Below are 23,032 nucleotides of genomic sequence, written 5' to 3'. Positions count from 1 at the left end.
AGTAAAAAAAATTCCATAATGATAACACTATGGAATTTTTAATCACGCATGTATGTTTCTGCTATACTGGAATGGAATCGGTTACCTTTCTTCTATCCCAGTTTCTATGATTTGCAATACTCTTTTTAAAAGCTTCCACTTTTTTATTAATATGCACTGCAGTATCATCTTTATGGTCTGCTACAAAGGTAGCGTCTAATAATTCTTCGCCCTCATCATCTGCTGCTATGGCTTTACAATGTTTAAAAGCTTCATTTACAAACTTCATAAATTTTGCCTGCTTCATCAATTCTTTTACAGATTTCTTTCCTCCGGGGATATAAACCGCATCGAACAGCACACTTTCAGTTGTCATAATAGCAGCATCTACTTTGTGCTCCATGTTTTCATCGCAGGTAATAGTTCCTCCTTGGGGAGCTATCAGCTTCATCATAGCTCCATCATTTTCTAAGGCTTTCTTAGTGCTTTTTAAGTTTTTCATACTAAAACCATCTGCCACCAATACAGCAATTTGTCGCGTTGCAATACTATCAAATTTGGTATTTGCCATACTTAAAGCGGGTGCTTTATCAAGATACATTTTCTTTTTACCTGGTTGATGTTTCTTTACGTCTGCATCAGCTCCTATGGCTTGATTAATAGGTTGATCAATCTTTTTTGGTACTTTCATTCCCAGACCTTCTGCTACTTTTTTAGCCAAATCTTCATCTATCTGGTTGATAAGCCACAACATTCGTTCTTTAATATGGTCTTGCTTGCACTTGCCTAATTCGAAGGTGTAAGCACCGGCAACGTGTTCTTGTTCCCAGTCTGCAAGACTTCTATAAAATAAAGCGGGTTGTGAAAAATGATCACTAAAGCTATCGCTTCGGGTTCTAATTTTTTTGGCATCAATGCGTTCTTCATACGAATCAAATGCACCTTCTGCCATTTTAGATAAATGCGGGCAACCTCCACCTAATGTATTTGGAAAATAAGCGGTTTGTCCTTTAGGAATCTCTGTTTGCATATGACCGTCCCGCTGGTTGTTATGGGTTTCGGTAATAGGACGGTTAATCGGTATTTGATGAAAATTAGGACTTCCTAAGCGAGAAAGCTGTGTGTCACGGTACGAAAACAAGCGACCTTGTAGCAACGGATCGTTTGTAAAATCGATACCAGGAACAATGTGGCCTGGTAAAAACGCTACCTGCTCTGTTTCAGCAAAGAAATTCTCTGGATTTCTATTCAACGTCATTTTTCCAATTTTCTGAACGGGAACTAGTTCTTCAGGAATTAACTTAGTAGGATCCAGCAAATCAAAATCGTATTTGTGTTCATCTTCCTCGGGAACGATTTGAATTCCTAATTCCCATTCGGGATACTGTCCGGCATCAATGGCCTCCCAAAGGTCGCGGCGATGGAAATCGGCATCGGCTCCATTCATTTTAACAGCCTCTTCCCATGTAACGGAATGTACACCAAGTGTAGGTTTCCAGTGAAATTTTACAAAATGAGCTTCCCCTTTTTTATTAATTAAACGAAATGTATGAATCCCAAAGCCTTCCATCATACGAAAACTACGCGGGATGGCACGGTCGCTCATCGCCCAAATATGATTGTGGAGCGTTTCTGTAGTATGAGAAACAAAATCGTAAAATGTATCGTGTGCAGATGCTGCCTGCGGAATTTCGTTATTAGGCTCTGGTTTTACTGAATGAACAAGATCTGGAAACTTCATGGCATCTTGAATGAAGAAAATAGGCATGTTGTTTCCTACTAAATCCCACGTTCCTTCTTCGGTATAAAATTTAACGGCAAAACCTCGTACATCACGGGCTAAATCTGGCGAACCTTTAGAGCCTGCTACGGTTGAAAAACGTACAAATACTGGTGTTTTTCTTTTGGTATCGGTAAAAATACCGGCTTTACTGTATTGTTCAATGCTTTCGTATAATTCGAAATAACCGTGAGCTCCACTTCCTCTAGCATGAACTATACGTTCAGGAATTCGTTCATGGTCAAAATTAGTTATTTTCTCCCGTAAGAGAAAGTCTTCTAATAATGTGGCACCCCGTTCCCCTGCTTTCAGCGAATTGTTTGTATCGTTTACTTTTAATCCTTGATTGGTAGTCAAAGGTTTTCCAGAAGGGTCTTTTTGACTCTTTTTTAAATCTGAAATTTTCTTTGTTTCGGAATCTTGCTTTTTCTTTTTCATAATAGTTTTTGTTAGTTACAGATAACTTGTCCCATTAAATTTACAATTTTTACTTGGCACAGTAAAAAAGAGTAAATCAACTTTAACTTTTAAAGAGAGATTCTTATAAAAAAGACTCACCCTAATTAAATTAGATAACGAAAAGGGTTTCTTTCGGAAAAAAGGACACTTATAATAATGTATTACCTAAACTCTCTTTTTAATTAATCATTCACTATAAATGCGTGGATGACACCGGGTAACCAGCCAATAAGAGTTAATATAATACTGATAAGCAAGGTAGTTCCTACCCCATGTTTCATAAAAACAGCAACAGGTGGTAAGAGAATATTTAAAATAATAGTAAGTAATGACATATAATTAGGTTTGGTTAATAAATAATAACTTTAAGAAAACTTCTATACTTGTTTTCTAATCAAAAGATAGAACAATCTATTGAGGCTGTGCATACTTTTAGGAAAGTATTGTCGTAACTTTAAGAGCAATTAACACCTAGCTATTTTAGTAATAATTTTTAAGACACACTAACTAACACAAGTCATTCTTTCTTTGTTAATCTATTTTTAGGCTCAATTTCTGAAATCTCACTAATTATAAAAGCCTCTTTGTTTATTACAAAGAGGCTTTTGTGAATCTAAAAATTAGATACAGTCGTTTATTAGTTCAACTGTTTTAATAACATTTCAGCCACTAATTCAGATGAAGCAGGGTTTTGACCGGTAATTAAGTTACCATCTTCTAAAGCGTACGCTGCCCAATCTTCTTTTTTAGAGTAGATTCCGCCATTTTCTTTTAGCATATCTTCCACTAAAAAGGGTACCACTTCGGTAAGTTGTACAGCAGCTTCTTCCGTATTTGTAAAACCGGTTACTTTTTTACCTTTTACCAATGGTGTGCCATCTTCATTTTTTACGCCCTTTAACGCAGCTGGTGCATGACATACAAAAGCTACTGGTTTGTCTTGACTATTAAACTTTTCAATTAAGGCAATGGAGTTTTTATCGTTTGCCAAATCCCATAATGGACCGTGACCTCCTGGATAAAATACAGCATCAAAATCAGCTGCATTCATATCTGCCAACACCTTTGTGTTTTTAATTTTCTTCTGTGCTTCGGCATCGTTTTTATAACGCTTCGTATCTTCCGTACTAGCATCTGGAGTATCACTACTTGGGTCTATTGGTGCTTCCCCACCTTTTGGGGTTGCCAATGTAATATCAGCTCCTTTATCTAATAGACTGTAATATGGATTTGCAAATTCTTCAATCCAAAAGCCTGTTTTGTTTCCTGTGTCTCCTAATTGATCGTGAGACGTTAATACAAATAATATTTTCATATCGTTTTCTTTTTTTGATGTTACGTGTTCTTCTGAAATTTTTTCAGAAGTATTCTTATTTTGATTGTCCTTACAACTTGAAACGACAACCAGAGTACATATAATTAGTACTGACTTCAGAAATTTCATAAAAAACCTAATATGTCATTTTTACAATTTTCTCTGCATCTTTTGGAGTTAGCGCTTGCTTTTCTCCAATACCATCCCATCCTCTATCTGTGAAACGTTTTGCTATTTTCTCGGCAGTACCCTTATAGTCAGACGTGTAATCAGATAATTTGGTGCCAATCCCTAATTGGTGAAAAAATGCTTCGGTTTTTTCAATAGCAGCGTATGCTTTTCCTTCTTGACTTCCTTCGGTTATATTCCAAACACGTTCTGCATACTGAGCTAACTTCTCTTTTTTAGCTTCAAAATTGTATTTATAATGGCTTGGTGTTACTACTGCCAATGTTCTTGCATGGTCGATACCAAATAAGGCTGTTAATTCGTGCCCCATCATATGTACCGCCCAATCGCCGGGAACTCCTTGTTGAATCAATCCATTTAGAGCCAGCGTACAACTCCACATAAAATTGGAAGCTGCTTCGTAATTAGAAGGATCTTCTACTACTTTAGGTGCTACTTCAATTAAGGTTTGTAAAATACTTTCAGCGAAACGATCTTGTAACAACCCTCCTACAGGATACGTCATATACTGTTCTAAAACGTGTGTAAAAGCATCGGTTAACCCATTTGCTAATTGACGTTGCGGAATAGACGTTATTACTTGCGGATCTAAGATTGAAAACTGTGGAAACAAGCCAGGACCGCCCATTCCTAATTTTTCTTTTGTTTCTTCTCTGGTAATTACAGCTCCCGAATTCATTTCAGAACCGGTAGCCGGTAAGGTTAAAACGGTTCCGAAAGGCATTCCTTTCTCCGTTCTAATTTTATTAACTAAAATATCCCAAGGCGTATCACCTTCATACAATGCTGCAGAGGATAGAAATTTGGTTCCATCAATAACCGAACCCCCACCAACAGCTAGTAAGTAGGTAATGTTTTCTTCTTTAATAACTTGTAAGGCTTCTAATAATATTTCATATTCAGGATTGGCAGGAATGCCACCAAATTCTACTACTTCTACATCGGTTAAGGCATTTTTAACTTGTTCGTAGATTCCGTTTTTCTTAATGCTTCCGCCTCCGTAAAGCATCAGTACCTTAGCATCTTGAGGCACTTCTTGACTCAGTTTCTCAATGGTGTCCTTTCCAAAGATAATTTTGGTTGGATTTTTAAATTCAAAATTGTTCATAACGTTTTATTTTTTCTTTTTTACTCAATTACTGTTACTAGGTCTTCAGTGCTTTTTCTCACTTTCACTAGGTTTGCCAACCAATCGTTTTCTTCTTGACGATACCCAATAGGTAATAATACCGCACTACGAAGCCCTTTTTCTCTTAATCCTAAAATTTCATCTACCGCATCCGGATCAAATCCTTCTACCGGTGTGGCATCTACTTTTTCAAAAGCCGCTGCAGCAATTGCTTGTGAAAAAGCTATATATGCTTGTTTGGCAGCGTGATTAAAATTTTCTTCAGCATCTTTTTGTGGGTAGGAATCTAACAACATTTGTCTGTAGTTTTCCCAACCTTCGTTTTTAAACCCTCTAATTTCGTTTGTTAAATCGAACATATAGTTGATACGCTCTGCTGTGTAGGTATCCCAAGCGGCAAAAACTAACAAGTGAGAACAATCGGTTATAATGGGTTGATTCCACGCAATTGTTTTAATTTTCTTTTTCACTTCTTGGTTTTTTACCACAATGATTTCAAAAGGTTGTAAACCGCTAGAAGTTGGAGCTAAACGCGCTGCTTCTATAATTCGGTCAACTTTATCTTGATCTACCTTTTCACCACTCATCGCTTTTGTAGCGTATCTCCACTTTAAATTCTCTAATAACTCCATTTTTTATTTGCTCTTAATTTATATTATAATTTAATGCTATCCCAAGCTGCTTGATACGCCTGTTCTATATGTTTTTCTTCAATTTTAAATTGCCCACGTTGTTGTGTTAGCATTAAAAAAGCTAACGGGCTTATGGTGTATGCATATAATAAATAATTAGATACAGGTTTAATTATTCCTTTATCCTGCCCACGTTCCCATAAATCGAGTAAGGGTTGTAAATGTTTTATACCCTCTTCCCTACTTGCCTCATCTATAATAGGTGTGTTATCACATTGCGCTAAAAACAAAGCTTGTTTACACTCCTTTAATTTAAAATTGGCTATTCGTTTCCAGATTATTTCAAATCCTTCTACTACGCTCATATCTTCGGTGTATGTTGCAAATGCATAGGCTGTAAATGCTTCTTTAACTTCTAAATACACCTTATTAACTAAATCTTGTTTACTTTCAAAATACAAGTATATAGTAGCTGGTGAGACATTTGCCATTTTAGCAATTTTAGATATGGGCGTAGCATGAAAACCATTATTATTGACTAATTCTATAGTAGCTTGTACCAAATTATTCTTCTTTTCTATGCTTTTTTGAAGCTTCGCCATACCTTTTAATTTTAAATTACGGAACAAAGATATATAGAAAAATGAACGTTCATTCTTTTTTTAACAACAGTTTAATACTAGAGATTGAAATACGTTATTTAAACGGATAAGGATAACTAAGTTACCTCTTTAGGAAAGCGGAATTTGATGTTCCCAATCCCACGTTTTTCCTTTAGGTCGTGATATTAGGGTGAGATGGTCAACCTCAAATTGTCTATCGGTATAATCCATTTTCTGAAAAAAAGCTAAACTTTGATATAACATCTTATTTCCTTCGGTTTTAGAAATAGTAATATGTGGGGTCGTTGATAATTTTAAGGTGGATTGTTTTCTATGAAGATCCCGTTGCCACACTACTTTAATATTTGTTATTAGGTTTTTAATGTCTTCAGTAATTGGAACCTTTAATAATAGTACGTTAGCATTATTTTCAAATATTTCAAAGCCTTGAATGATTAGTTTAAATTTGTTCTGAGTTGATAATTGATTAAATATCTTTATGAGAATATCTTGATATTGGGAGTCCATTTTAAATACTGCCAACGTAATGTGCGGTTTTGAGTTTGATAAGGGTTGCTTCCCAAACGTAGCTATAAATTGTTTTTTAAAATGAGTCACTTCATTATAAACTGGGTCTGGAGGAACAATCCGTAGGTTGTATATTTTTATGTCAGACATTTGTAGTAGCCTGTATCAATAAATTCATTAGCTTTTTTAATGTTACCTAAGTATAGCTTTTAAAGTTTGCTTTTTATTTCCAGTTTCAATAGTTATAAAGTATAATCCTGAAGAAAGTTTTATTCCTTCAGAATTGATTCCACTCCAAATAATTTTTTGTTTTCCTAAGGTTGTTTTATTCAAAAGTATATTTACACTTCTGCCCAATATATCATACACCTCTACCCTAGTTTTAGATTCTTTTTCTACAAAAAACTCAAGAATCGTTTTTGATGTAATCGGGTTTGGATATAAGCTTGCTTTTAAATTAGCACTAGTAATATCATGTACGTTTAAAATTCCTTCAGGTGAAATACGGGTATAATATACGTCTTGTCCTCCGTTGATGGTATTGGCCCACGCCAAATGAGCAAAATCATTATCAGACACTAAATCAAAATAGTCTCCCATTTTGTCTTGTTGTGGATATCCAATATTGGGATCAAAGGCAATAGATATTGCTTCATTATCTGACCAAGTTTCCCCTTGATCTTCTGAATAGCTATAGAAAAGCTCAGAATCATTAGTTCCTGCAGCAGCGTTTCTAGTGTCCAGCCATACAATGTCAATGCGTCCATTTGGGGCAACTGCCATAGTACCAAACCATTGATAGGCATCGTTCCCTACATCATCTTGATTAATACGAAGAGGGGTGGAAAATGTTTCGCCGTCGTCGGTGCTTTTTGCAAACATAACGTCGCTTGGGTCGTTATTTGAAGAACGCTCAACTGAAGCGGCAACGTATACATTTCCTTCTCCTGGTCCATTAGAAATATCCACATCTACCCAAGCTTGTCCCATTAGGCCGGCCGGGTTTACTGATGCGAGGACAGTTAGACGTCCGTCAAGATCTACCGGACTAAAAGAGTCCCACGTTACAGGGGTTATAGCAGGATCTTTTGCAGTAGTAGATTTTGCTACTACGATATTAGAGTTATTTGTAGTACCCGTTAAATATAAGATTCCATTTTTATTAACTGCTAAGGTACCCCAATATGGGTCTCCATCAACCGTTACACATTCTTCAAAGGTTTCACTACCGTCTATAGATCGCGTAAAAAATCCTGGAGAGCACGTAGATATGGAAGAATTCCAATATGAATAATTATTCTTGTCTCCCACTCCCCCTGTACGGTCTATACGCATCCATTGTTTGTCACCACCATTTGCTGGTACTGGGGCTTCCCATATTACCCCGCCGTCTGTAATTTCAAATACTTCGCACTCAAAACCTTCCATAAGGCTATTATAATAAAAATTACCTTCGGCATCAAAATCTAATACTGGGTCTGAACGAAAATTACCCGGATCCAACACTCCTGGGAACGTCCAAGTTATTCCTCCATCGGTAGAATAGCCATACCCGGCTTGCCTGAAGTTGCTACTTGTAGTCTCAAAGTGCCGCCAACCAATCACAATACGATCTGGGTTTGTTGGGTCTACAGCGATGGAAGGTTCGTTAGCTGCATCTCCTATCATATCATTACCATTCGCATCCACGTTTACTTGTCGGGTAAAGTAATTCGTATTAGTGATTTGATATGCAGGGCTTTTTTCCATCGAAGATCGAGAAATAGGAATATAAGCATCATCCGGTATTTCACGATGAGCATTCCGGTCTTGTGCGAGCATACTACTTGATATTAAAAAAAGACTAGCAAAGGATGTAAAAAACGATACAAATGAATAGAATAACTTCATAACAGACTGTGTTTGATACTTCTGCTAAAGTTACTCTTTTTTAAATAAAGAAAGGAAATAGTAGGCGTTTAAGTCTATTTAGACTTTATCAGTGTTCTTTTGCCTACTTTTTTTATAGATAAACTCAATTAGAAAACAAAGTGTGATAAGTCCTAAAGAAATACTCACTCCCAATGTATTTTCTTGAAATTGTTGAACAGTTAGGATAATGAACGCTGCCAAACATAAGAAGGCCCCAGTACCAGTAATAAGACGGTTGGCATTTACTTCTTTATTTTTTCTGAAAGCAATATAATTCACGATGGCAAAAATGAGTAAAAAACCAGCACTACCTGAAGTAGATATACTTTCTACGTTTAAAAAATTGGCGACAAGCAAGGTTAAAATCACTGTTATCAATAAGCCAATGGGTTTATTCCATAATTGATACGTAAACTCGTGTGGAAGTTCGTCATCTTCAGCCAATTCAAAGCTTACCCGACTCCCTCCATATAAGGTGGCGTTGATAGCTGAAAAGGTGGAAATTAGTGCAGCGACCGTCACAATAGTAAACCCTATTTGCCCAATTAAGGGTTGGGACGCTTCAGCCAAGACGTAGTCTTTAGCTTCTTTAATAGTGTCAAAAGTGAGTGAGCCCACTGTTATTGCTGCAATGAGGATGTATAATAAAACAACAAAACCTACAGAAATAAAATAAGCCTTTGCCACATTTTTCTTCGGGTTTTCCATATCCGGAACGGCATTGGCAATGAGCTCGAACCCTTCATACGCAACAAATATGACCATACCACCAGCAATTAACTGTAACGGTGACTCCCAATTTTTAGGGTTTAACTGACTTAAGTTTGCATTACCTGAAAGCCCATACAAACCAATACCAACAAAAGCTAAAAGGATAAATAATTTTATAAATACGGCAGCGCTTTCTATTTTACCCACTACCGCTAGACTATAGTAATTGATTAAAGTAGCTAAAAGCACCACCCCCGTAACATAGATGTGACTGTCCATCGATTTATCTCCTGTAATGGAAAACAGTTCGGGGCCATATGAGCCAAAAGCGCTAGCGTAGAGTGAGAGCATAATAATATAACTTACCCAAAGCACGTTGTTAATGCCACCACTAAAGATTCCTTTACCAAACCCTTTATTAATAAATTTAACTGTACCTCCCCTATCTGGATAGGCTAAAGATAACTTAGTGTATGCATAAGCTGTAAAAAGTGCAATAACACCTGCAAACAAAAAAGCAAGCGGTGTACCGCCCTTTGCCAAAGAAACAGCTAAACCAAGTACGGCAAAAATTCCTCCGCCCACCATTCCGCCAATACCAATGGCGATAGCGTCTTTTAATTTAATGGAGTCTTTTTGTGGCATTTTTAAAGTTAAAATAAAAAATTGAAAAACTATCCCTTCAGCTCCGCTCAGGGATCAAGTTATGTTTTATTTAGAGCTTATTACTCTGACCAAATGGCAAGTTTATTTCCGGAAGGATCGGTAAAGTGAAACCGTTTTCCGCCAGGAAAAGAAAAAATATCTTTTGAAATAGTTCCTTTAAATTCAATGATTTTGGTTTTTATCTGCTCTAAATTTTCATGATACAAGACAACCAACGCACCATTAATAATTTCAGTATCCGTTTTCTCAAAACCACCTTGCAGCCCACTATCTGAAAATGCTACGTACGTTGGTCCATAATCTGTAAAACTCCACCCAAAACAAGTTGAATAGAATTTTTTTATTTGTTCAAGGTCATTTGCTTTTAGTTCAATATAGTTGATGTGGTTGTTTGTCATAACTTCAAACTTTTTAGATAATAAATATACACCTTTATAGGTTCTTATATAAAGGTGTATATAATAACTAAAGAATTAAGCTTCTAACTCCTTTAGGTCAGCTTCTGCCCTAGCGGTGATACTTTTATAGCAACCGTATCCCCATCGAGCAAAAATGATTATTCCTATGGTTGTTGCTGCATAGAAAATTAAGAGTCCAGTAGATTTTTCAGTCTGAAAGAAATCCTTATTATTAAACGCCATCATAAAAACAGGAACCACCAACCACATCAACAGAGCACTCAAAGCAGCTCCTGAACGTTGGATTAACAGCATCCTTTTTTTCTTTTTAGTAAATTCAACAAGGGTTTCTTTGTAATTGTTTGTAGTAAGATTTAGGTGTTTCATTCCATATAAGGAGCGTAAGCTTATAATAGGTAAAACCAAGAAAAAGATTATTGAAAGGATACTACAACCCATTAAATACCAAGTATTCATTTTATCTAAGTTGAGCACTATAACTACTGCCGCTGCAAAGCAAATAAACGCTCCTAAAACTTCATAAAACGAAAGCGTACTAAATCTGTTTTTAAATTTCTGTTGTGTCATCTCTATAATTATTTTATCGGTTAATTTTTTCTGTTGTTCTAATTGGCCACTCATTTGGGACCAGACGGTTTGCATTTCTTCTAATTCCATTGTGTTACTCTTTTATAATTTCTTTCTTTAATTTGTCTTTTATACGAGCCATTCGGGTTCCCACATTGCTGGTAGTTAAACCGGTTATATTGGCTATTTCTTCATATTTTCTCCCTTCAAGAAACAGGAAAATAATTCCTTTGTCTATATCTTTTAAATGCTTGATACTTGCATACAAAACCTTTAAGCGTTGTTCCAAAACTGGGTCATACGTTTCTTGAACCAACACGACTCCATCAAGCGGAACCTTATACCCCTTTTTCTTTTTTGAATAAAATACAGCTGTATTTAGTGCGATGCGGTACATCCAAGTGCTTACTTTCGCATCCCCACGAAACGTTTTAAAGCCTTTCCAAAGGTTATATACCACTTCTTGATACAGATCCTTTTGGTCATCTTGATTATTTGTATACAACCGGGTGATCTTATAAATGATCCCTTCGTTTTCTTTAATGATGCTTGTAAACGCTTGTTCTGTATGCATTAAAAACCTTCTTTACTTTATTAGAGTTCAAGTTGGCAAAAAAATCACACTTTTATTGAAGTTTTTTTTATTGAAAGAAAAAAAAAGTACCCTAATAATTAGGGTACCCTTTTTAGTAAGGTTTTATAGGTAAAGAAAAATTATAGTTCTTTCATCACTTCTGAAAAAATTTCAAACGATTTAATTCGTGCTTCCGGATCATAAATATGAGAGGCAACCATAATTTCATCAACACCCGTTTTAGTTAAAAACTCCTTAGTTTCTTGTTTTACCGTTTCTTTACTTCCGATAAAAGCATATTTCAACATTTTTTGAAACGCTGGATTTTGAAGAATTTGTTTCAAGTCTGAAGTCATTTCAGTAGGCGGTTGTACGTAATCTATGTTCCCTGTCATCACACCAACCATCATTCTAATTAATGAAGTTGTTATTTTTTCGGCTTCAGCATCGGTATCGGCTGCAATTACATTTGCACACGCAATGGTATATGGTTTTTCAAGATAAGGAGATGGCTGAAAATTATTGTAATAAATGTTTAACGCTTCAAATAAATGTGTGGGCGCAAAGTGACTTGCAAATACATAGGGCAACCCCTCTTTTGCAGCTAAATAGGCACTATCGGTACTCGAACCTAAAATATAGATAGGCATTGGTACGCCTTCGGCTATGGGCGCTCTTACTTTTGCGTGTTGATTGTCTGTTGAAAAATACTGTTGAATATTCCGAAGTTCTTCTGGAAACTTATAGACTGCTTGCATTCTATCTGGCCGAATGGCTTGGGCAGTGACTTGATCGGTTCCTGGTGCTCTTCCTAGTCCTAAATCGATACGATCTGGATATAACGCTCCTAAGGTACCAAATTGCTCTGAAATTAATAAAGAAGAATGATTGGGCAGCATAATGCCGCCGGAACCTACACGAATTGTTTCGGTACCACCCGCTATATGCCCAATAAGTACTGAGGTAGCCGAACTGGCTATACTCTTCATATTGTGATGCTCTGCTAGCCAAAATCGTTTGTAACCAAACGTTTCAGCTTTTTGCGCTAAGGTAAGGCTGTTTTTAAACACATCGGTAGGCTTAAAATCGACCCCGATGGTTGCTAATTCTAGTATGGAATATGGAGTAGTGTTACTTTGTTCTTCTTTCATAGTAGTATAGATACTTTTCTACAAAATAAGTCAAAAGTTAAGTTTATTATAGTTAATAAACCTATAAGTATTTTAGCGAGAAATTATGCTTACTTTTTCTTAACTCGAACTGCGTTCATTCCGCGTTGTCCTTTTTCTAATTCAAAGGATACGTTATCATTTTCATCAATCTCATCAATTAGTCCGCTTACATGCGTAAAGTATTTTTCTTGATTTTCTGAATCAATAATAAATCCAAACCCTTTACTATGGTCGAAAAAGGAAACTTTTCCATTTCTAACTGGATCAAACGCTTCTTTATCTGCTTCTGTTTGTTTAGGAACTCCCACAACAATTTCATCTGCCTCTACCTCTACCTTTTGAGAAGGATCTGGAGGTGTATCGGTTAAATTACCATTATGGTCTACATAAGCAAATTCGATGCCTGGACCTTTTTCTTTTGCTTCTGCTTTACGAGCTTCTTTTTTCTTACGTTTTTCTTCTCGTTTTTTTAATCTTTTTTTTTCTTTTTCTTTCTTCTCGTACGTTTGTTGTGACTTCGCCATTCGTGTGTTTAATAGGTTATTATGTAGTTTAATTAAAGAGTATCTTCAATCAATTAAAAATTATTAAAAAAGAGTATGTTTTTTAAGATTGATTGAGAATAATTGACAGGTTTAGCACCCTATACCTCTCTAAAAACTTTTACAAAGATAGTAGATAGTACAGACATATATGTATTTTTATCAATTATTCTTGTAGACAACAATCTATTAGAGGCTTTTTATTTCCCATAAAAAAACCACCCAGATAGGTGGTTTTATGGTTAATTAATTGAAGTTAGTTACGCCAACCGAACGTTAATAGCTTGTAAGCCTTTTGCGCTGTTCTCAGTTTCAAACATCACTTTGTCTTCTTTTTTTACTCTATCTACTAGTCCACTTTTATGGACAAATATATCTGCATTAGAACTAGTTGTGGTAATAAAACCAAAGCCCTTAGTAGTATTAAAAAACTTAACGTTCCCTTGTTCTATACTTGTAGGCTGTTCTTTTTTAGTTTGAAATATGTTTGTTATAATTTGTTTAAATGATTTCATTTTATTCTATATTATTGTTATTAATGCGGCACTACCCTACAGCACTGAAAGTTAAAAAGTAATTCGTTAGTAAGCTGGTTTTTCTAATGAATTAATTGGTAGTGAAAAACACAGCTATTTAAGTTTTTATGTGTTTTTTAATTGTATAAAAAGTCTTTCTGCGTGTAGTAAGTAAAGTGGAGAGAAATTAATTGACTAGTTGCTGTATGATTCTTTAATGCGGCTAAAGTAGTTTAAAATTTATTAGTACAGGGATTAGAAGTGTTAAATTAAATTATAACCCTATTTGTTTATCTCTGCCACTAGTTGTTTTGTTTTGGCCAACGTTATAGGTTTAATAAGTATATCTGCAACGATTTTATTTTCTCTAGCTCGCGTATGGTCTTCTGGAAATATAGAAGAGGTAATTAGGTAAATTGTTGTATGTAGCAGTGTAGTTTCTTTTGACAGTATATCGATAAATTCCCATCCGTTTATGAAAGGCATATTAATATCAAGAAAAATAATATTTCTTTCCTTTTCATTATTGGTTTCTTTTAAAAACGCTAGTGCCTTTTTTCCTGAATTAAATATAATAGGGTCATTAGACAATCCGCAAATTTGAAACATCCGTTTAGTTACTTTGCAGACTATCTTATCATCATCTACTATGATAACATTTCGTGACATTTTATAAAGCTTCTAGTTTTTATTAATACTCTTTAGCTTTGCAAAAGTATTAATTGCTGTTCGTTTTATCTGAAATTTCTTTTATAGTACTATCCATCTCTTTTGCAGACTCAAGAATATCTGACAGCAATTCTTCTTTCTCTGAAATTTCTAATGCTCCGTTTTTTATAAGGTCGATAATACCCATAAGCCTTGATAATGGTGCTCTAACCAAGTGCGATTGATCCCAAGCAATTTGTTTAAGACGCTTATTTTTATTTTCTATAGCTTCAATGTAGGTGAGTTTTTCAGTGATATCTGTCGCTAGTATAACTTCGGCATTTTTATTGTTAAATTCAATCTTGTTGCCTCTCACTTCTACAAATATAACATCTCCATTTTTTTTAATATGTTTAAAAACTTTTCCTAACCTGTTATAATGATTGCTTCTTAAACGCTCCACACTTTTTTTAACCTTATCTATTTCACTTTTAGGTCTAATATCTAGAATGGTAAGTGATAAAAACTCTTCTCTTGAATATCCGTAATGCAGAATGGCAGCATTGTTAACTTCTAAAAATTTATACGTCTCGACATCGTACAACCACATAGGGATGGGGCTTGAATGAAAGAGGTCCATGTATTCTTTTTGCGAGGTTTTTAAAAAATTGGTAAGCTCTTCTTGTTTCTCATCTGCTATTTTACGTTCTGTAACATCGCTTAATACACCTATCATCCGTATGGCTTTTCCGTTGGCATCCCGAATAGCATATCCTTTCTCCTCAACAAATGCATATTCTCCATTTGCTCTTTTAAAGCGATAGTGTGCTTTCCATCGGTCTTGAGATGGTGTATTTAAAAAATGATGTAGCGATTTTAAGTTACTTTGTAAGTCTTCTGGATGAACTAATGACTCCCATTTAGACAAAGGATATTTTTCATTACTAACTGTGTACCCAAAGAGACGTGAAAAGCTCATTCCCCAGTTTAGGTCGTCTTCTTGTATGTTCCAATCGTAAATTGCATCGTTTGTTGCTAAGTTTACATATTCAAACAATTCATTATTAGATTGTAAATCCACTCTCTTTTGATGGTGTTCTAAAATAATACCTATAAGAGATGTGGAGCGTTCAAAAACTTTCAATTCATTGTCTGAAGGCGTTCTAACACTACCGTAGTAATTAGCAAACGTTGCAACAACCTCATTGTCCGCATTAAAAATTGGTTGAGACCAACACGCTTTTAACCCTAAAGGAAGGGCTAGTATTTTATATTTTTCCCATAACGGATTGTTCTTGATATCTGAAACAATCACTCTTTTTTTAGTGTAAGCTGCCGTGCCGCATGAACCCGCTACAGGACCTATAGACATTCCATTTATAGTCTCAGAAAATTCTTTTGGTAATGAATTTGAAGCAACATGCCAGACTTTATTGTTTTCTACTTTTAATATGGACGCTTTTAAAGAAGGAAAAATATCCTCTAATCCTTCTATATAACTATTTAACAGTTGTTGTAAACTTTTAGAAGGGTCTATTGCTTGCTCCATTATTTTACGTTCTAACCGTTCTACATAATAAGGTTGCGCTTCAACTTCATGATCCAGCGGGTTTTTAGCAATTCCATAAACAACATTGTTATCACTATCAATGATAAAAGACCAATTTAACTCAACAGAAATAGTGCTTTTAATTCTATGGTTTACAATAAAGCTGTGAGGGACTTTACCGTTCTTATCAAGGTTTAGCATGGCACTAAAACTTTGCTTATCTTTTTCTTTTAAAATGGAGCTAAACTTTTTATTTAATAAGGAGTTCTTATGAGATGACAATAATTGGGTTGCATTAGCATTTAACCATTGAATAGTTCCCCCTGTAGTATCTAAGATGCATACTACATCAGTAGTACCATCTAATAAGTTTAAATAAGCTTTAGTCATATTAAATAAATTGTATAGGGGAGCAATACTGTTAATTTATTAAAGTAATATTACAGAAAAGCAATTATAATTATACGAAAGGTAATGAATTATATAATATTCGTAAAATTTACTATCTATCAATTATAGGTTATTTTTAATAAACCGTATTTGAACCTATCAATAATAAGGGAATTTGTTAATATAGGTTTCTTTCTTTAACACTTAGGCATAAATAAATATTAAAGTGAACATCAGGTTATTGCAGGTATTAAAATTGCTCTATCTTTAAGATATTCAAATAAAACAATAAAAAAACATAAAGACTATGAACAACGGACAGAAAAAAGGAATCGCAGCAGCTTTGGTAGGTATAGGAGCTAGTGCTTTTGCATGGTGGCAATATAAAAGAATGTCTCCAGAACAAAAACAAAAATTAAAATCTAAAGTAAACGAAGCTGGTGATAATATTAAAGATACAGCACGCAATGTTGAATCGTCTATTAGTGAAAAATACGATCAGCTTAAGAATACAACAAAAGAAAAAGTAGAGGATATCAAAAAATAAATCTGCTTTTGCATTTTAAAATCAATCCCGCTCCAACGCGGGATTTTTTTATTGTTGAGTTTTACGAAATCAAAAAATCCATATCTTTATATAAAACAACATACCATGAAAAAACTCTTAAGAATTATAGCTGCAGCCTGGGGTGCAAAAAAAATAGGCGGTGGCAAATGTGGATGCATTGGAACCATCGTGGTATTTCTTATCTTATATTGGCTATTGGGTTTTGTATTTGATGTATTTTAAAAGCCGCTTCCCTCCTATTATTTTACGCAACAGTTTGCATAATAATAGTCAAAGAGGCAACCGAGATAAACACCCAAATTAACACGGCCAAAACCAAAGGTTTTACCCCTACCTTCTTTAGAGAAGAATATGTGAGGTTTGTTCCTATTAAAAACAAGGTTACCGTTAAGGCTATTTTTGCCAAAGTTACAATGTGAGGGGCTACACTTTCAATGCCCGGTACATACGTATTTACAATTATGGCAAGAATGAACAGTCCTATAAAATATGGGACTTTTACTTTCTTAACACTTCCAGATTTATAAACGGCAAAAAGCACCGATATAGGTAAAATCCATAAAGCTCTTGCCAGTTTTACTGTTGTTGCGGTTTGTAATGCTTCGTTACCATACTCATTGGCTGCTCCTACTACCGAGCTAGTATCATGAATAGCAATAGCACTCCAAACTCCAAACTGATGCTGGGTCAATTCAAAAAAGTGACCCACTACTGGAAAAATAAACAATGCCAAAGCATTTAAAAGAAACACAATCCCTATAGAAACAGAAATTTGTTTAGCATTAGCCTTGATAACCGGAGCAATAGCCGCAATGGCACTTCCGCCACAAATAGCTGTTCCCGAAGATATTAATTGTGCAATCTTTTTATCTATTTTAAAAAGCTTTCCTAGTAAGATTCCTAATGTTAGTGTTGCAATAATAGAACTTACCGTTAATATAAACCCATCTTTACCAGCTTGAAGCGCACTAGAAACACTCATCCCAAAACCCAAACCTATAACAGCGAACTTAAGCAACCAGCTTACAGCCTTACCACTAATTTTTTCAAAAGGGTTTCCTGTAATTTGTGCTACAGCAACTCCCATTAACAAAGCTATTGGTGGGTTTATAAGTGGTGTAAGGCATAAAAGGCATAGTACTACAAAAAGTACTTTTGCTATTAATGACCTATTTTTCTTATGGATATTCTCTTTGGGTTTCATTATAATACACCGTATTTATATGAAACAAAAGTAGATTGCTTTACCCTGCAAATCAAATGATAAAAAAGCATCTGTTATAACAATATGTTATAGTGATGTTTCAAAAAGTTTAAGAACAACGTAGCTAAAGGGGATTGATGTCCTTGTTTAAAAATATAGCTGAAATATCTGTTTATTGAAAGCTCTTCAATATCAATAATCCCCAATTCTGTTGCTTTTAGCTCCTTTAAAATAGTATTGATACTCAAAAAGGCAACGCTTCTTTGGTCTTGAATGTAGGTCTTCATACTTTCTGAGCTTCCTAAACGGATAACAACGTTTAATTTTTCAACTGGGGCTTGTGTTTCTTTTAATGCTTGTTTTATAATTTCGAGGCTACCTGAACCTTCCTCTCTTAGTACCAATGGAAAGTTGTAAAGATCTTTTATCGCTATAGCTCCTTTGTTATAAAGCGCATGACCTTTAGCCGCCACTAAAACAATTTCATCTTTCATAAAGGGATGATAGGAAATCTCCCGGTTTTTAGAATGTCCTTCTATAAAACCCAATTCGACTGTAGAATCGAGTACTTTCTTTTCAACATATTGAGTATTAGCATTAATAAGCGTTAGTTGTACTTTAGGAAATTTCTGATGGAACCTTGACAATGCTTCAGGAAGAATATATTGTGCCATAGTTGTACTAGCAGCAATTGAAAGTACCCCTTGAGTACGATCTATCAAAGCGTTCATATCAAACTCTAAAGCTTTATGCTGTTCTAGTATTTTTTTGGTGTGTTCAAATAGGACAGCACCAGCTTGAGTAAGAGCTATACTGTTGCCTTTACGCTCAAACAGTTTTTGTTTAAAATGTTCTTCAAGTTGCTTAATATGTCGGGTTACTGCTGGTTGTGTAATGTGCAATTCTTCTGCCGCTTTTGAAAAGGACATCCGATTAGTAACAGTATTGAAAACAAGTAATTTATAGTGCACCATTATTAACAAAAGTAATACTAAATTGACTGCATTGTACTAAAACTGAAATAATTTTCCTCTTTACTCTTTCAATACTGGATGCTCCATACTTCGCATATGTTTTGAAAATTGATGTAAGAGAAGTTTTATTTTTGGATTTATAAAGCGCTTGCAGAAAGGCCGTTCGGGATTTGTTTTGTAATAATTATGCAATGATTCTCTTGAAGGTTTAAAAGCTGAAAAAGGTAATACTTCAGAAATAATCAATTCATCAAAATCTCGTTGCAAACTTTTAATATACTCCTGAGCTAGTTGCTCTTGCCTTACATTAAAATAATAAACAGCCGATCGGTATCTTTCACGCAAGCTATGGTTTGAAGTGCTTTTATGGGTGTGCAGGTGAATTTCAATAAGTGTTTTCAGATTGATTTTTTCTGGATTAAAATGAACAACTACCGCTTCAGAAAAACTAGTATTATCCCCTGTTGAAGCAACGTAACCTAGCTCTACCCTCTCCACACCAACCAATGATTGAAAAACGGCCTCTGTACACCAATGACATCCACCGCCCAATGCTATTTTTTTTGTGTGCATACTTGTTTTCCTTTATAAGTTATTCAATATGTCGTAAAATAATAGATCGCTTTCATTTAAAACTACCTAAGTTAGTGTATATAAAGACATTAATTATTTTCATCGCAGTCTCCTTTATCTTCAACATAAATTCCCTTGGACACTAAATATTCATAGGCACTACAGACACCCCAATTAGAAGCTTTTTTTAAGTAATCAAGCCCTTTTATCTTGTTTTGGTCTATACCTTCTTTGCCTTCATAAAGTTTTACTCCATAAAGAAAATTTGCATTTTCATCACCTACTTTTACAGCTTTTCTTAGGTATGAATTTGCTTTATTGTAATCTTTTGGCGCTTTTTCACCTTCAAAATAAATTTTATAAAGTTCGTAGTTAGATCTTCTCGCACCTGTTTCTCCTTGAAGCACATCAAGTTTTAACCATTTGATCAGGTTTTTATAGTCTTTTTCTTTTTCATAGGTCCTTATAAGCAGACCGCTTGCTCTTTTATTATCGTTTATATATGCTTTTTCAAGATACGATTTATGCAAATCCATATTCACGGGCAATTGCAATGTCCTATAGTTGCTATTGCTGTAGCCTTTCCAATCTCCATATTCCATGCCTAACCAAAACTGTGCATCTGCAGTGCCATAATCTGCTTGCTTAGTCAACCATTTTTTTGCGGCCTCTTTATTATCATGTTTATCATACAAATGATAAATAGACAAACCAATGCCTTTTTTTAATGCCCAATCTTCGTCTTTTTCGGCCAATAGTATTAAATTTTCAGCATCTATGCGATTATAATATCTCAAGTCTTTTTCTTCTACCTTACTTTTGAGTTCTTTAAGTTCATCGGCGCTTCCTATGATGGTAACACCTTTCAAAAACTCCTTATAACTCTCATAAACAGTTTTATAACACGTTTCATTATTTGATATCTTCAAAGTTATATATATGGGCTTATTCTTGGAGCCTACCACTGATATGACAGATGCCATTTTATCCCCTTCGTTATAAGATTCAAAAGTGCCGCGTTGAGAGATTCCTTTTACGTCATTAATAACGATGTCTTCTTTGCTTGTTTTTGTATAATTTTTATAATTTTTTTCAACAGCATTTATTATTTCCTCTTTAGTGTCAGGGGATCCAAACGAACTCCAAACTGAAAACGTCAAGTGTGCTTCACAATTTAAGGTGTTGTTAAGTTTGAATTTAAGAAAATTCAAACTATCATCTTCTTCCGAAACAAAAGTCCAATCATCTGAAGAAGTTGGGGCAGGAATACCAATCATATTTCTATAATCCCAGATCATTTCTCCCGTGTCTTGGGCAAACAGAGAAGCGTTTATAAATATGCCGAAAAGTAGAATTGCTATTTTCATAATAATATAAATTTAAAGTAATTGATTATTGTTTTTTTTCTGAAACTTCCTTAAAAAAGTTGTCTCCAATTGGTTTCAACAACAGTGATAACCCCTACTTTTTATGCTATTCTGCTAGCGTTCAGTTTTATTAGCCACTGGCTTTTACCTGTCCATCCATAAACCTATTAGTTCATCAATGCTTGCAGCACTGCCTTCTATTAGTTTTTCGGGTTCAAAGGCATCATAAAGTTCCCATTTACCATTTGTTTTTAAGGCACAGCCATAGGTATAATCGAGATGAACATATTCAAAATCGTCAAAACTGGGTTTAAAGACTAATTTAAAATTACTATTGTAGTAACCCACCTTGTTGTTTTTCCAAACTTCATAAGTTCCTGTATATTTATGTTCTATGATGTTGTCATATTTTGGCGGAATACTTTCAAATGCTTCACCTTCGCCTACATAAAGGCCAAATAATTTAGTTTTTTTATTGCGTCCTTTAAAATAATAACCATTTTCATCTAAAGCAATTAATAAATCTATATTGTATTCTTGCCGGATATTTTCCATCATTTCTAATTGGTAAACTTGAAAGCCTGTAGCCGGCGGTACTTCTTCTGGAGAATTGTACAAAAAATTACGGCTTAGATAAAATAGGTCATCACCTCTTAGTTCAATCAAGCCCCATGTATTGTCTTTCCTAACTACTATTTTATCGATAATTATAGCAATTTTTTCTTTTTCATTATAATCTTTATCATACGTAAATATGGTTTCCTTTTTGGTGTTGATTACCACTTCATCAAAGCCCATTTTGGTTTCCACTTCTTTGTCATAAAGATTCACAAGGTAGGTTTTTCCTCTGCGATTGGCGAATGTAAAACCGTGTTGCTCCATAACTGAAGTAGGAAATTGAAAGCTGTACTTACGGCCTTCTTTTTCCATATACAAGTTTTCATGACCCAAATGAAAAAGCACCCAATTTCCTATTTTATTTTTTAAGCGAAAAGGAAAGTCTGGGCTGCGGTTGGTGTTAAACTCAATAGCTGTTGCCTTTTGCTCTTTTAAAAAGGCGTTTATTATATTTTTGTGGGTTTTTTGGTTGATTTCGTATTCTTCTCCAGTTTTTTCGTCATTATAATAAACTTGAGCTTTTGCGATTGTAGTGAAAAGCAGGGCGAAGATTAAGTATAAAGTTTGAGTTGCTGTTTTCATTGTTTTTTGTTTTTGCTTTCTATTCCAAGTTCAGGCTGGTTTGCATCAAAAGAAACATCAACATTGTCAATGTTATAGATACAACTGCGCAATTGTTTTCTTTCAAAAGACTCAACTTCAAAATCGTTGTTTATTACCAAGTGTGCTATAAATTCTTCTATTCCATTTCCACACATGCCTTTGCCATAAGACCCCGGTTTTGATTGGTGTGAATACTTAATTAATAGGTGAAAGGTAGTGCCCATTCTTTTCACTCCTATTATTTCTATGCTTTCAATATAGTTGTTTTGGGTAAGTTCAGTTAAATTAAACGTTTCAATTTCAACACCATTAATATTGAATAAGATAGTAGCTTTTGTAAGCCAACTAAATTTATGTATTGGTTTTAGGCTTACGGGATGCTTTTGGTCATCATCAGTTTGCCTTTCAAACCTATCTGACTGCCAACCGCGCTCTTGTTTAAATGATTCCTTTGCCTCTATTAAACGACAGTTTTCATCAAATGAGTAGTTAATGGGATCTATTGGCACAAACAACTCTACTAAATTTTTACAAGCATTATCTTGGCATACATAACCTACTAAAGGAACTTTTTTACCAGCTTTGTTATATTGGTACCAGCCATAAACTATTCGATCTGTCCGGTTTCTAGAGTTGTCACTGCAAGCTTCATACGATTCTTTAAAATACATATTTATTTGATGCGTTTTATCTATCACGCCTTCATAGGTTATGAACCTATTGAAATCAACTTTTTGGTCGAAAGACCAATTTGCCTGACCAAGTAAGTTTTGACCTAACACAAATAAAAGTGTTATGAATAAAATTTTCATATAATTTAAGTTTCAGAATAGTAGGTTTCTAGAAAA

At 34.7% G+C, this 23,032-nt stretch carries 25 protein-coding genes; 2 read left to right on the top strand and 23 right to left on the bottom strand.

Going from position 1 to position 23,032, the window contains the following annotated elements; genetic code table 11:
• Positions 1-61: 61 nt before the first annotated feature.
• The 17 genes from DZ858_RS13265 to DZ858_RS13185 form a co-directional block, all read right to left on the bottom strand.
• The gene (locus DZ858_RS13265) at positions 62-2,197 is read right to left on the bottom strand and encodes a catalase (RefSeq protein WP_117160144.1); all 2,136 of its coding nucleotides are present in this window, start codon (positions 2,195-2,197) and stop codon (positions 62-64) included.
• Positions 2,198-2,400: 203 nt separating this feature from the next.
• The gene (locus tag DZ858_RS13260) at positions 2,401-2,553 is read right to left on the bottom strand and encodes a YqaE/Pmp3 family membrane protein (protein WP_117160143.1); all 153 of its coding nucleotides are present in this window, start codon (positions 2,551-2,553) and stop codon (positions 2,401-2,403) included.
• A gap of 302 nt (positions 2,554-2,855) precedes the next feature.
• Positions 2,856-3,662 carry a type 1 glutamine amidotransferase domain-containing protein gene (locus DZ858_RS13255; protein WP_117160142.1) on the bottom strand — a complete coding sequence of 269 codons (807 nt, stop codon included), beginning with the start codon at positions 3,660-3,662 and terminating at the stop codon, positions 2,856-2,858.
• 7 nt (positions 3,663-3,669) lie between these two features.
• On the bottom strand, positions 3,670-4,830 hold the full coding sequence (locus tag DZ858_RS13250; RefSeq protein ID WP_117160141.1) for an iron-containing alcohol dehydrogenase: 1,161 nt from the start codon (positions 4,828-4,830) through the stop codon (positions 3,670-3,672).
• 20 nt (positions 4,831-4,850) lie between these two features.
• The gene (locus tag DZ858_RS13245; protein WP_117160140.1) at positions 4,851-5,483 is read right to left on the bottom strand and encodes a nitroreductase family protein; all 633 of its coding nucleotides are present in this window, start codon (positions 5,481-5,483) and stop codon (positions 4,851-4,853) included.
• Positions 5,484-5,506: 23 nt separating this feature from the next.
• Positions 5,507-6,085 carry a TetR/AcrR family transcriptional regulator gene (locus DZ858_RS13240; RefSeq protein ID WP_117160139.1) on the bottom strand — a complete coding sequence of 193 codons (579 nt, stop codon included), beginning with the start codon at positions 6,083-6,085 and terminating at the stop codon, positions 5,507-5,509.
• A 129-nt stretch (positions 6,086-6,214) separates the two neighbouring features.
• Positions 6,215-6,763, bottom strand: coding sequence for a 2'-5' RNA ligase family protein (locus DZ858_RS13235; protein ID WP_117160138.1), 549 nt, complete (start codon positions 6,761-6,763; stop codon positions 6,215-6,217).
• Between the two features lie 42 nt (positions 6,764-6,805).
• Positions 6,806-8,503, bottom strand: a complete 1,698-nt coding sequence (locus tag DZ858_RS13230) for a T9SS type A sorting domain-containing protein (protein WP_117160137.1) — start codon at positions 8,501-8,503, stop codon at positions 6,806-6,808.
• Positions 8,504-8,581: 78 nt separating this feature from the next.
• Positions 8,582-9,880: an APC family permease gene (locus tag DZ858_RS13225; RefSeq protein WP_117160136.1), complete on the bottom strand. Its 1,299-nt coding sequence runs from the start codon at positions 9,878-9,880 to the stop codon at positions 8,582-8,584.
• A gap of 80 nt (positions 9,881-9,960) precedes the next feature.
• Positions 9,961-10,299: a VOC family protein gene (locus DZ858_RS13220; protein ID WP_117160135.1), complete on the bottom strand. Its 339-nt coding sequence runs from the start codon at positions 10,297-10,299 to the stop codon at positions 9,961-9,963.
• 75 nt (positions 10,300-10,374) lie between these two features.
• Positions 10,375-10,977, bottom strand: coding sequence for a hypothetical protein (locus tag DZ858_RS13215; protein WP_117160134.1), 603 nt, complete (start codon positions 10,975-10,977; stop codon positions 10,375-10,377).
• 4 nt (positions 10,978-10,981) lie between these two features.
• Entirely contained in the window at positions 10,982-11,461 is a 480-nt protein-coding gene (locus tag DZ858_RS13210; RefSeq protein WP_117160133.1) for an RNA polymerase sigma factor, read from the bottom strand.
• Between the two features lie 140 nt (positions 11,462-11,601).
• Complete coding sequence (locus DZ858_RS13205) at positions 11,602-12,612, bottom strand: LLM class flavin-dependent oxidoreductase (RefSeq protein WP_117160132.1); 1,011 nt, start codon at positions 12,610-12,612, stop codon at positions 11,602-11,604.
• An 89-nt stretch (positions 12,613-12,701) separates the two neighbouring features.
• Positions 12,702-13,157 carry a cold-shock protein gene (locus tag DZ858_RS13200; protein ID WP_117160131.1) on the bottom strand — a complete coding sequence of 152 codons (456 nt, stop codon included), beginning with the start codon at positions 13,155-13,157 and terminating at the stop codon, positions 12,702-12,704.
• A 278-nt stretch (positions 13,158-13,435) separates the two neighbouring features.
• Positions 13,436-13,627 carry a cold-shock protein gene (locus tag DZ858_RS13195; protein WP_117160443.1) on the bottom strand — a complete coding sequence of 64 codons (192 nt, stop codon included), beginning with the start codon at positions 13,625-13,627 and terminating at the stop codon, positions 13,436-13,438.
• Positions 13,628-13,972: 345 nt separating this feature from the next.
• Positions 13,973-14,359 (bottom strand): response regulator, encoded by a 387-nt coding sequence (locus DZ858_RS13190; RefSeq protein WP_117160130.1) that lies wholly within the window; start codon positions 14,357-14,359, stop codon positions 13,973-13,975.
• 49 nt (positions 14,360-14,408) lie between these two features.
• Positions 14,409-16,277, bottom strand: coding sequence for a PAS domain S-box protein (locus DZ858_RS13185; RefSeq protein WP_117160129.1), 1,869 nt, complete (start codon positions 16,275-16,277; stop codon positions 14,409-14,411).
• A 307-nt stretch (positions 16,278-16,584) separates the two neighbouring features.
• Here DZ858_RS13185 and DZ858_RS13180 point away from each other — a divergent pair, with 307 nt between their 5' ends.
• A complete protein-coding gene (locus DZ858_RS13180) occupies positions 16,585-16,824 on the top strand; it encodes a YtxH domain-containing protein (RefSeq protein ID WP_117160128.1) in 240 nt (79 codons plus the stop codon).
• Positions 16,825-16,929: 105 nt separating this feature from the next.
• A complete protein-coding gene (locus DZ858_RS15210) occupies positions 16,930-17,067 on the top strand; it encodes a hypothetical protein (RefSeq protein ID WP_165806015.1) in 138 nt (45 codons plus the stop codon).
• Positions 17,068-17,089: 22 nt separating this feature from the next.
• Here DZ858_RS15210 and DZ858_RS13175 read toward each other — a convergent pair whose 3' ends face one another.
• The 6 genes from DZ858_RS13175 to DZ858_RS13150 all read right to left on the bottom strand — a co-directional run bounded on the left by DZ858_RS13175 (position 17,090) and on the right by DZ858_RS13150 (position 22,996).
• A complete protein-coding gene (locus DZ858_RS13175; RefSeq protein WP_117160127.1) occupies positions 17,090-18,049 on the bottom strand; it encodes a YeiH family protein in 960 nt (319 codons plus the stop codon).
• 74 nt (positions 18,050-18,123) lie between these two features.
• Positions 18,124-19,023, bottom strand: a complete 900-nt coding sequence (locus DZ858_RS13170; RefSeq protein WP_117160126.1) for a LysR substrate-binding domain-containing protein — start codon at positions 19,021-19,023, stop codon at positions 18,124-18,126.
• Between the two features lie 60 nt (positions 19,024-19,083).
• Entirely contained in the window at positions 19,084-19,596 is a 513-nt protein-coding gene (locus DZ858_RS13165; RefSeq protein WP_117160125.1) for a peptide-methionine (S)-S-oxide reductase, read from the bottom strand.
• An 89-nt stretch (positions 19,597-19,685) separates the two neighbouring features.
• Positions 19,686-20,963, bottom strand: coding sequence for a tetratricopeptide repeat protein (locus DZ858_RS13160; RefSeq protein WP_117160124.1), 1,278 nt, complete (start codon positions 20,961-20,963; stop codon positions 19,686-19,688).
• A gap of 144 nt (positions 20,964-21,107) precedes the next feature.
• The gene (locus DZ858_RS13155) at positions 21,108-22,163 is read right to left on the bottom strand and encodes a hypothetical protein (RefSeq protein WP_117160123.1); all 1,056 of its coding nucleotides are present in this window, start codon (positions 22,161-22,163) and stop codon (positions 21,108-21,110) included.
• On the bottom strand, positions 22,160-22,996 hold the full coding sequence (locus DZ858_RS13150) for a hypothetical protein (RefSeq protein ID WP_117160122.1): 837 nt from the start codon (positions 22,994-22,996) through the stop codon (positions 22,160-22,162). Before DZ858_RS13150 ends, DZ858_RS13155 begins: the two co-directional genes overlap by 4 nt.
• Positions 22,997-23,032 lie beyond the last annotated feature (36 nt).

This window comes from Marixanthomonas ophiurae, assembly GCF_003413745.1.
Classification (GTDB): Bacteria; Bacteroidota; Bacteroidia; order Flavobacteriales; family Flavobacteriaceae; genus Marixanthomonas; species Marixanthomonas ophiurae.
This window is presented reverse-complemented; position numbering and strand designations above follow the sequence as displayed.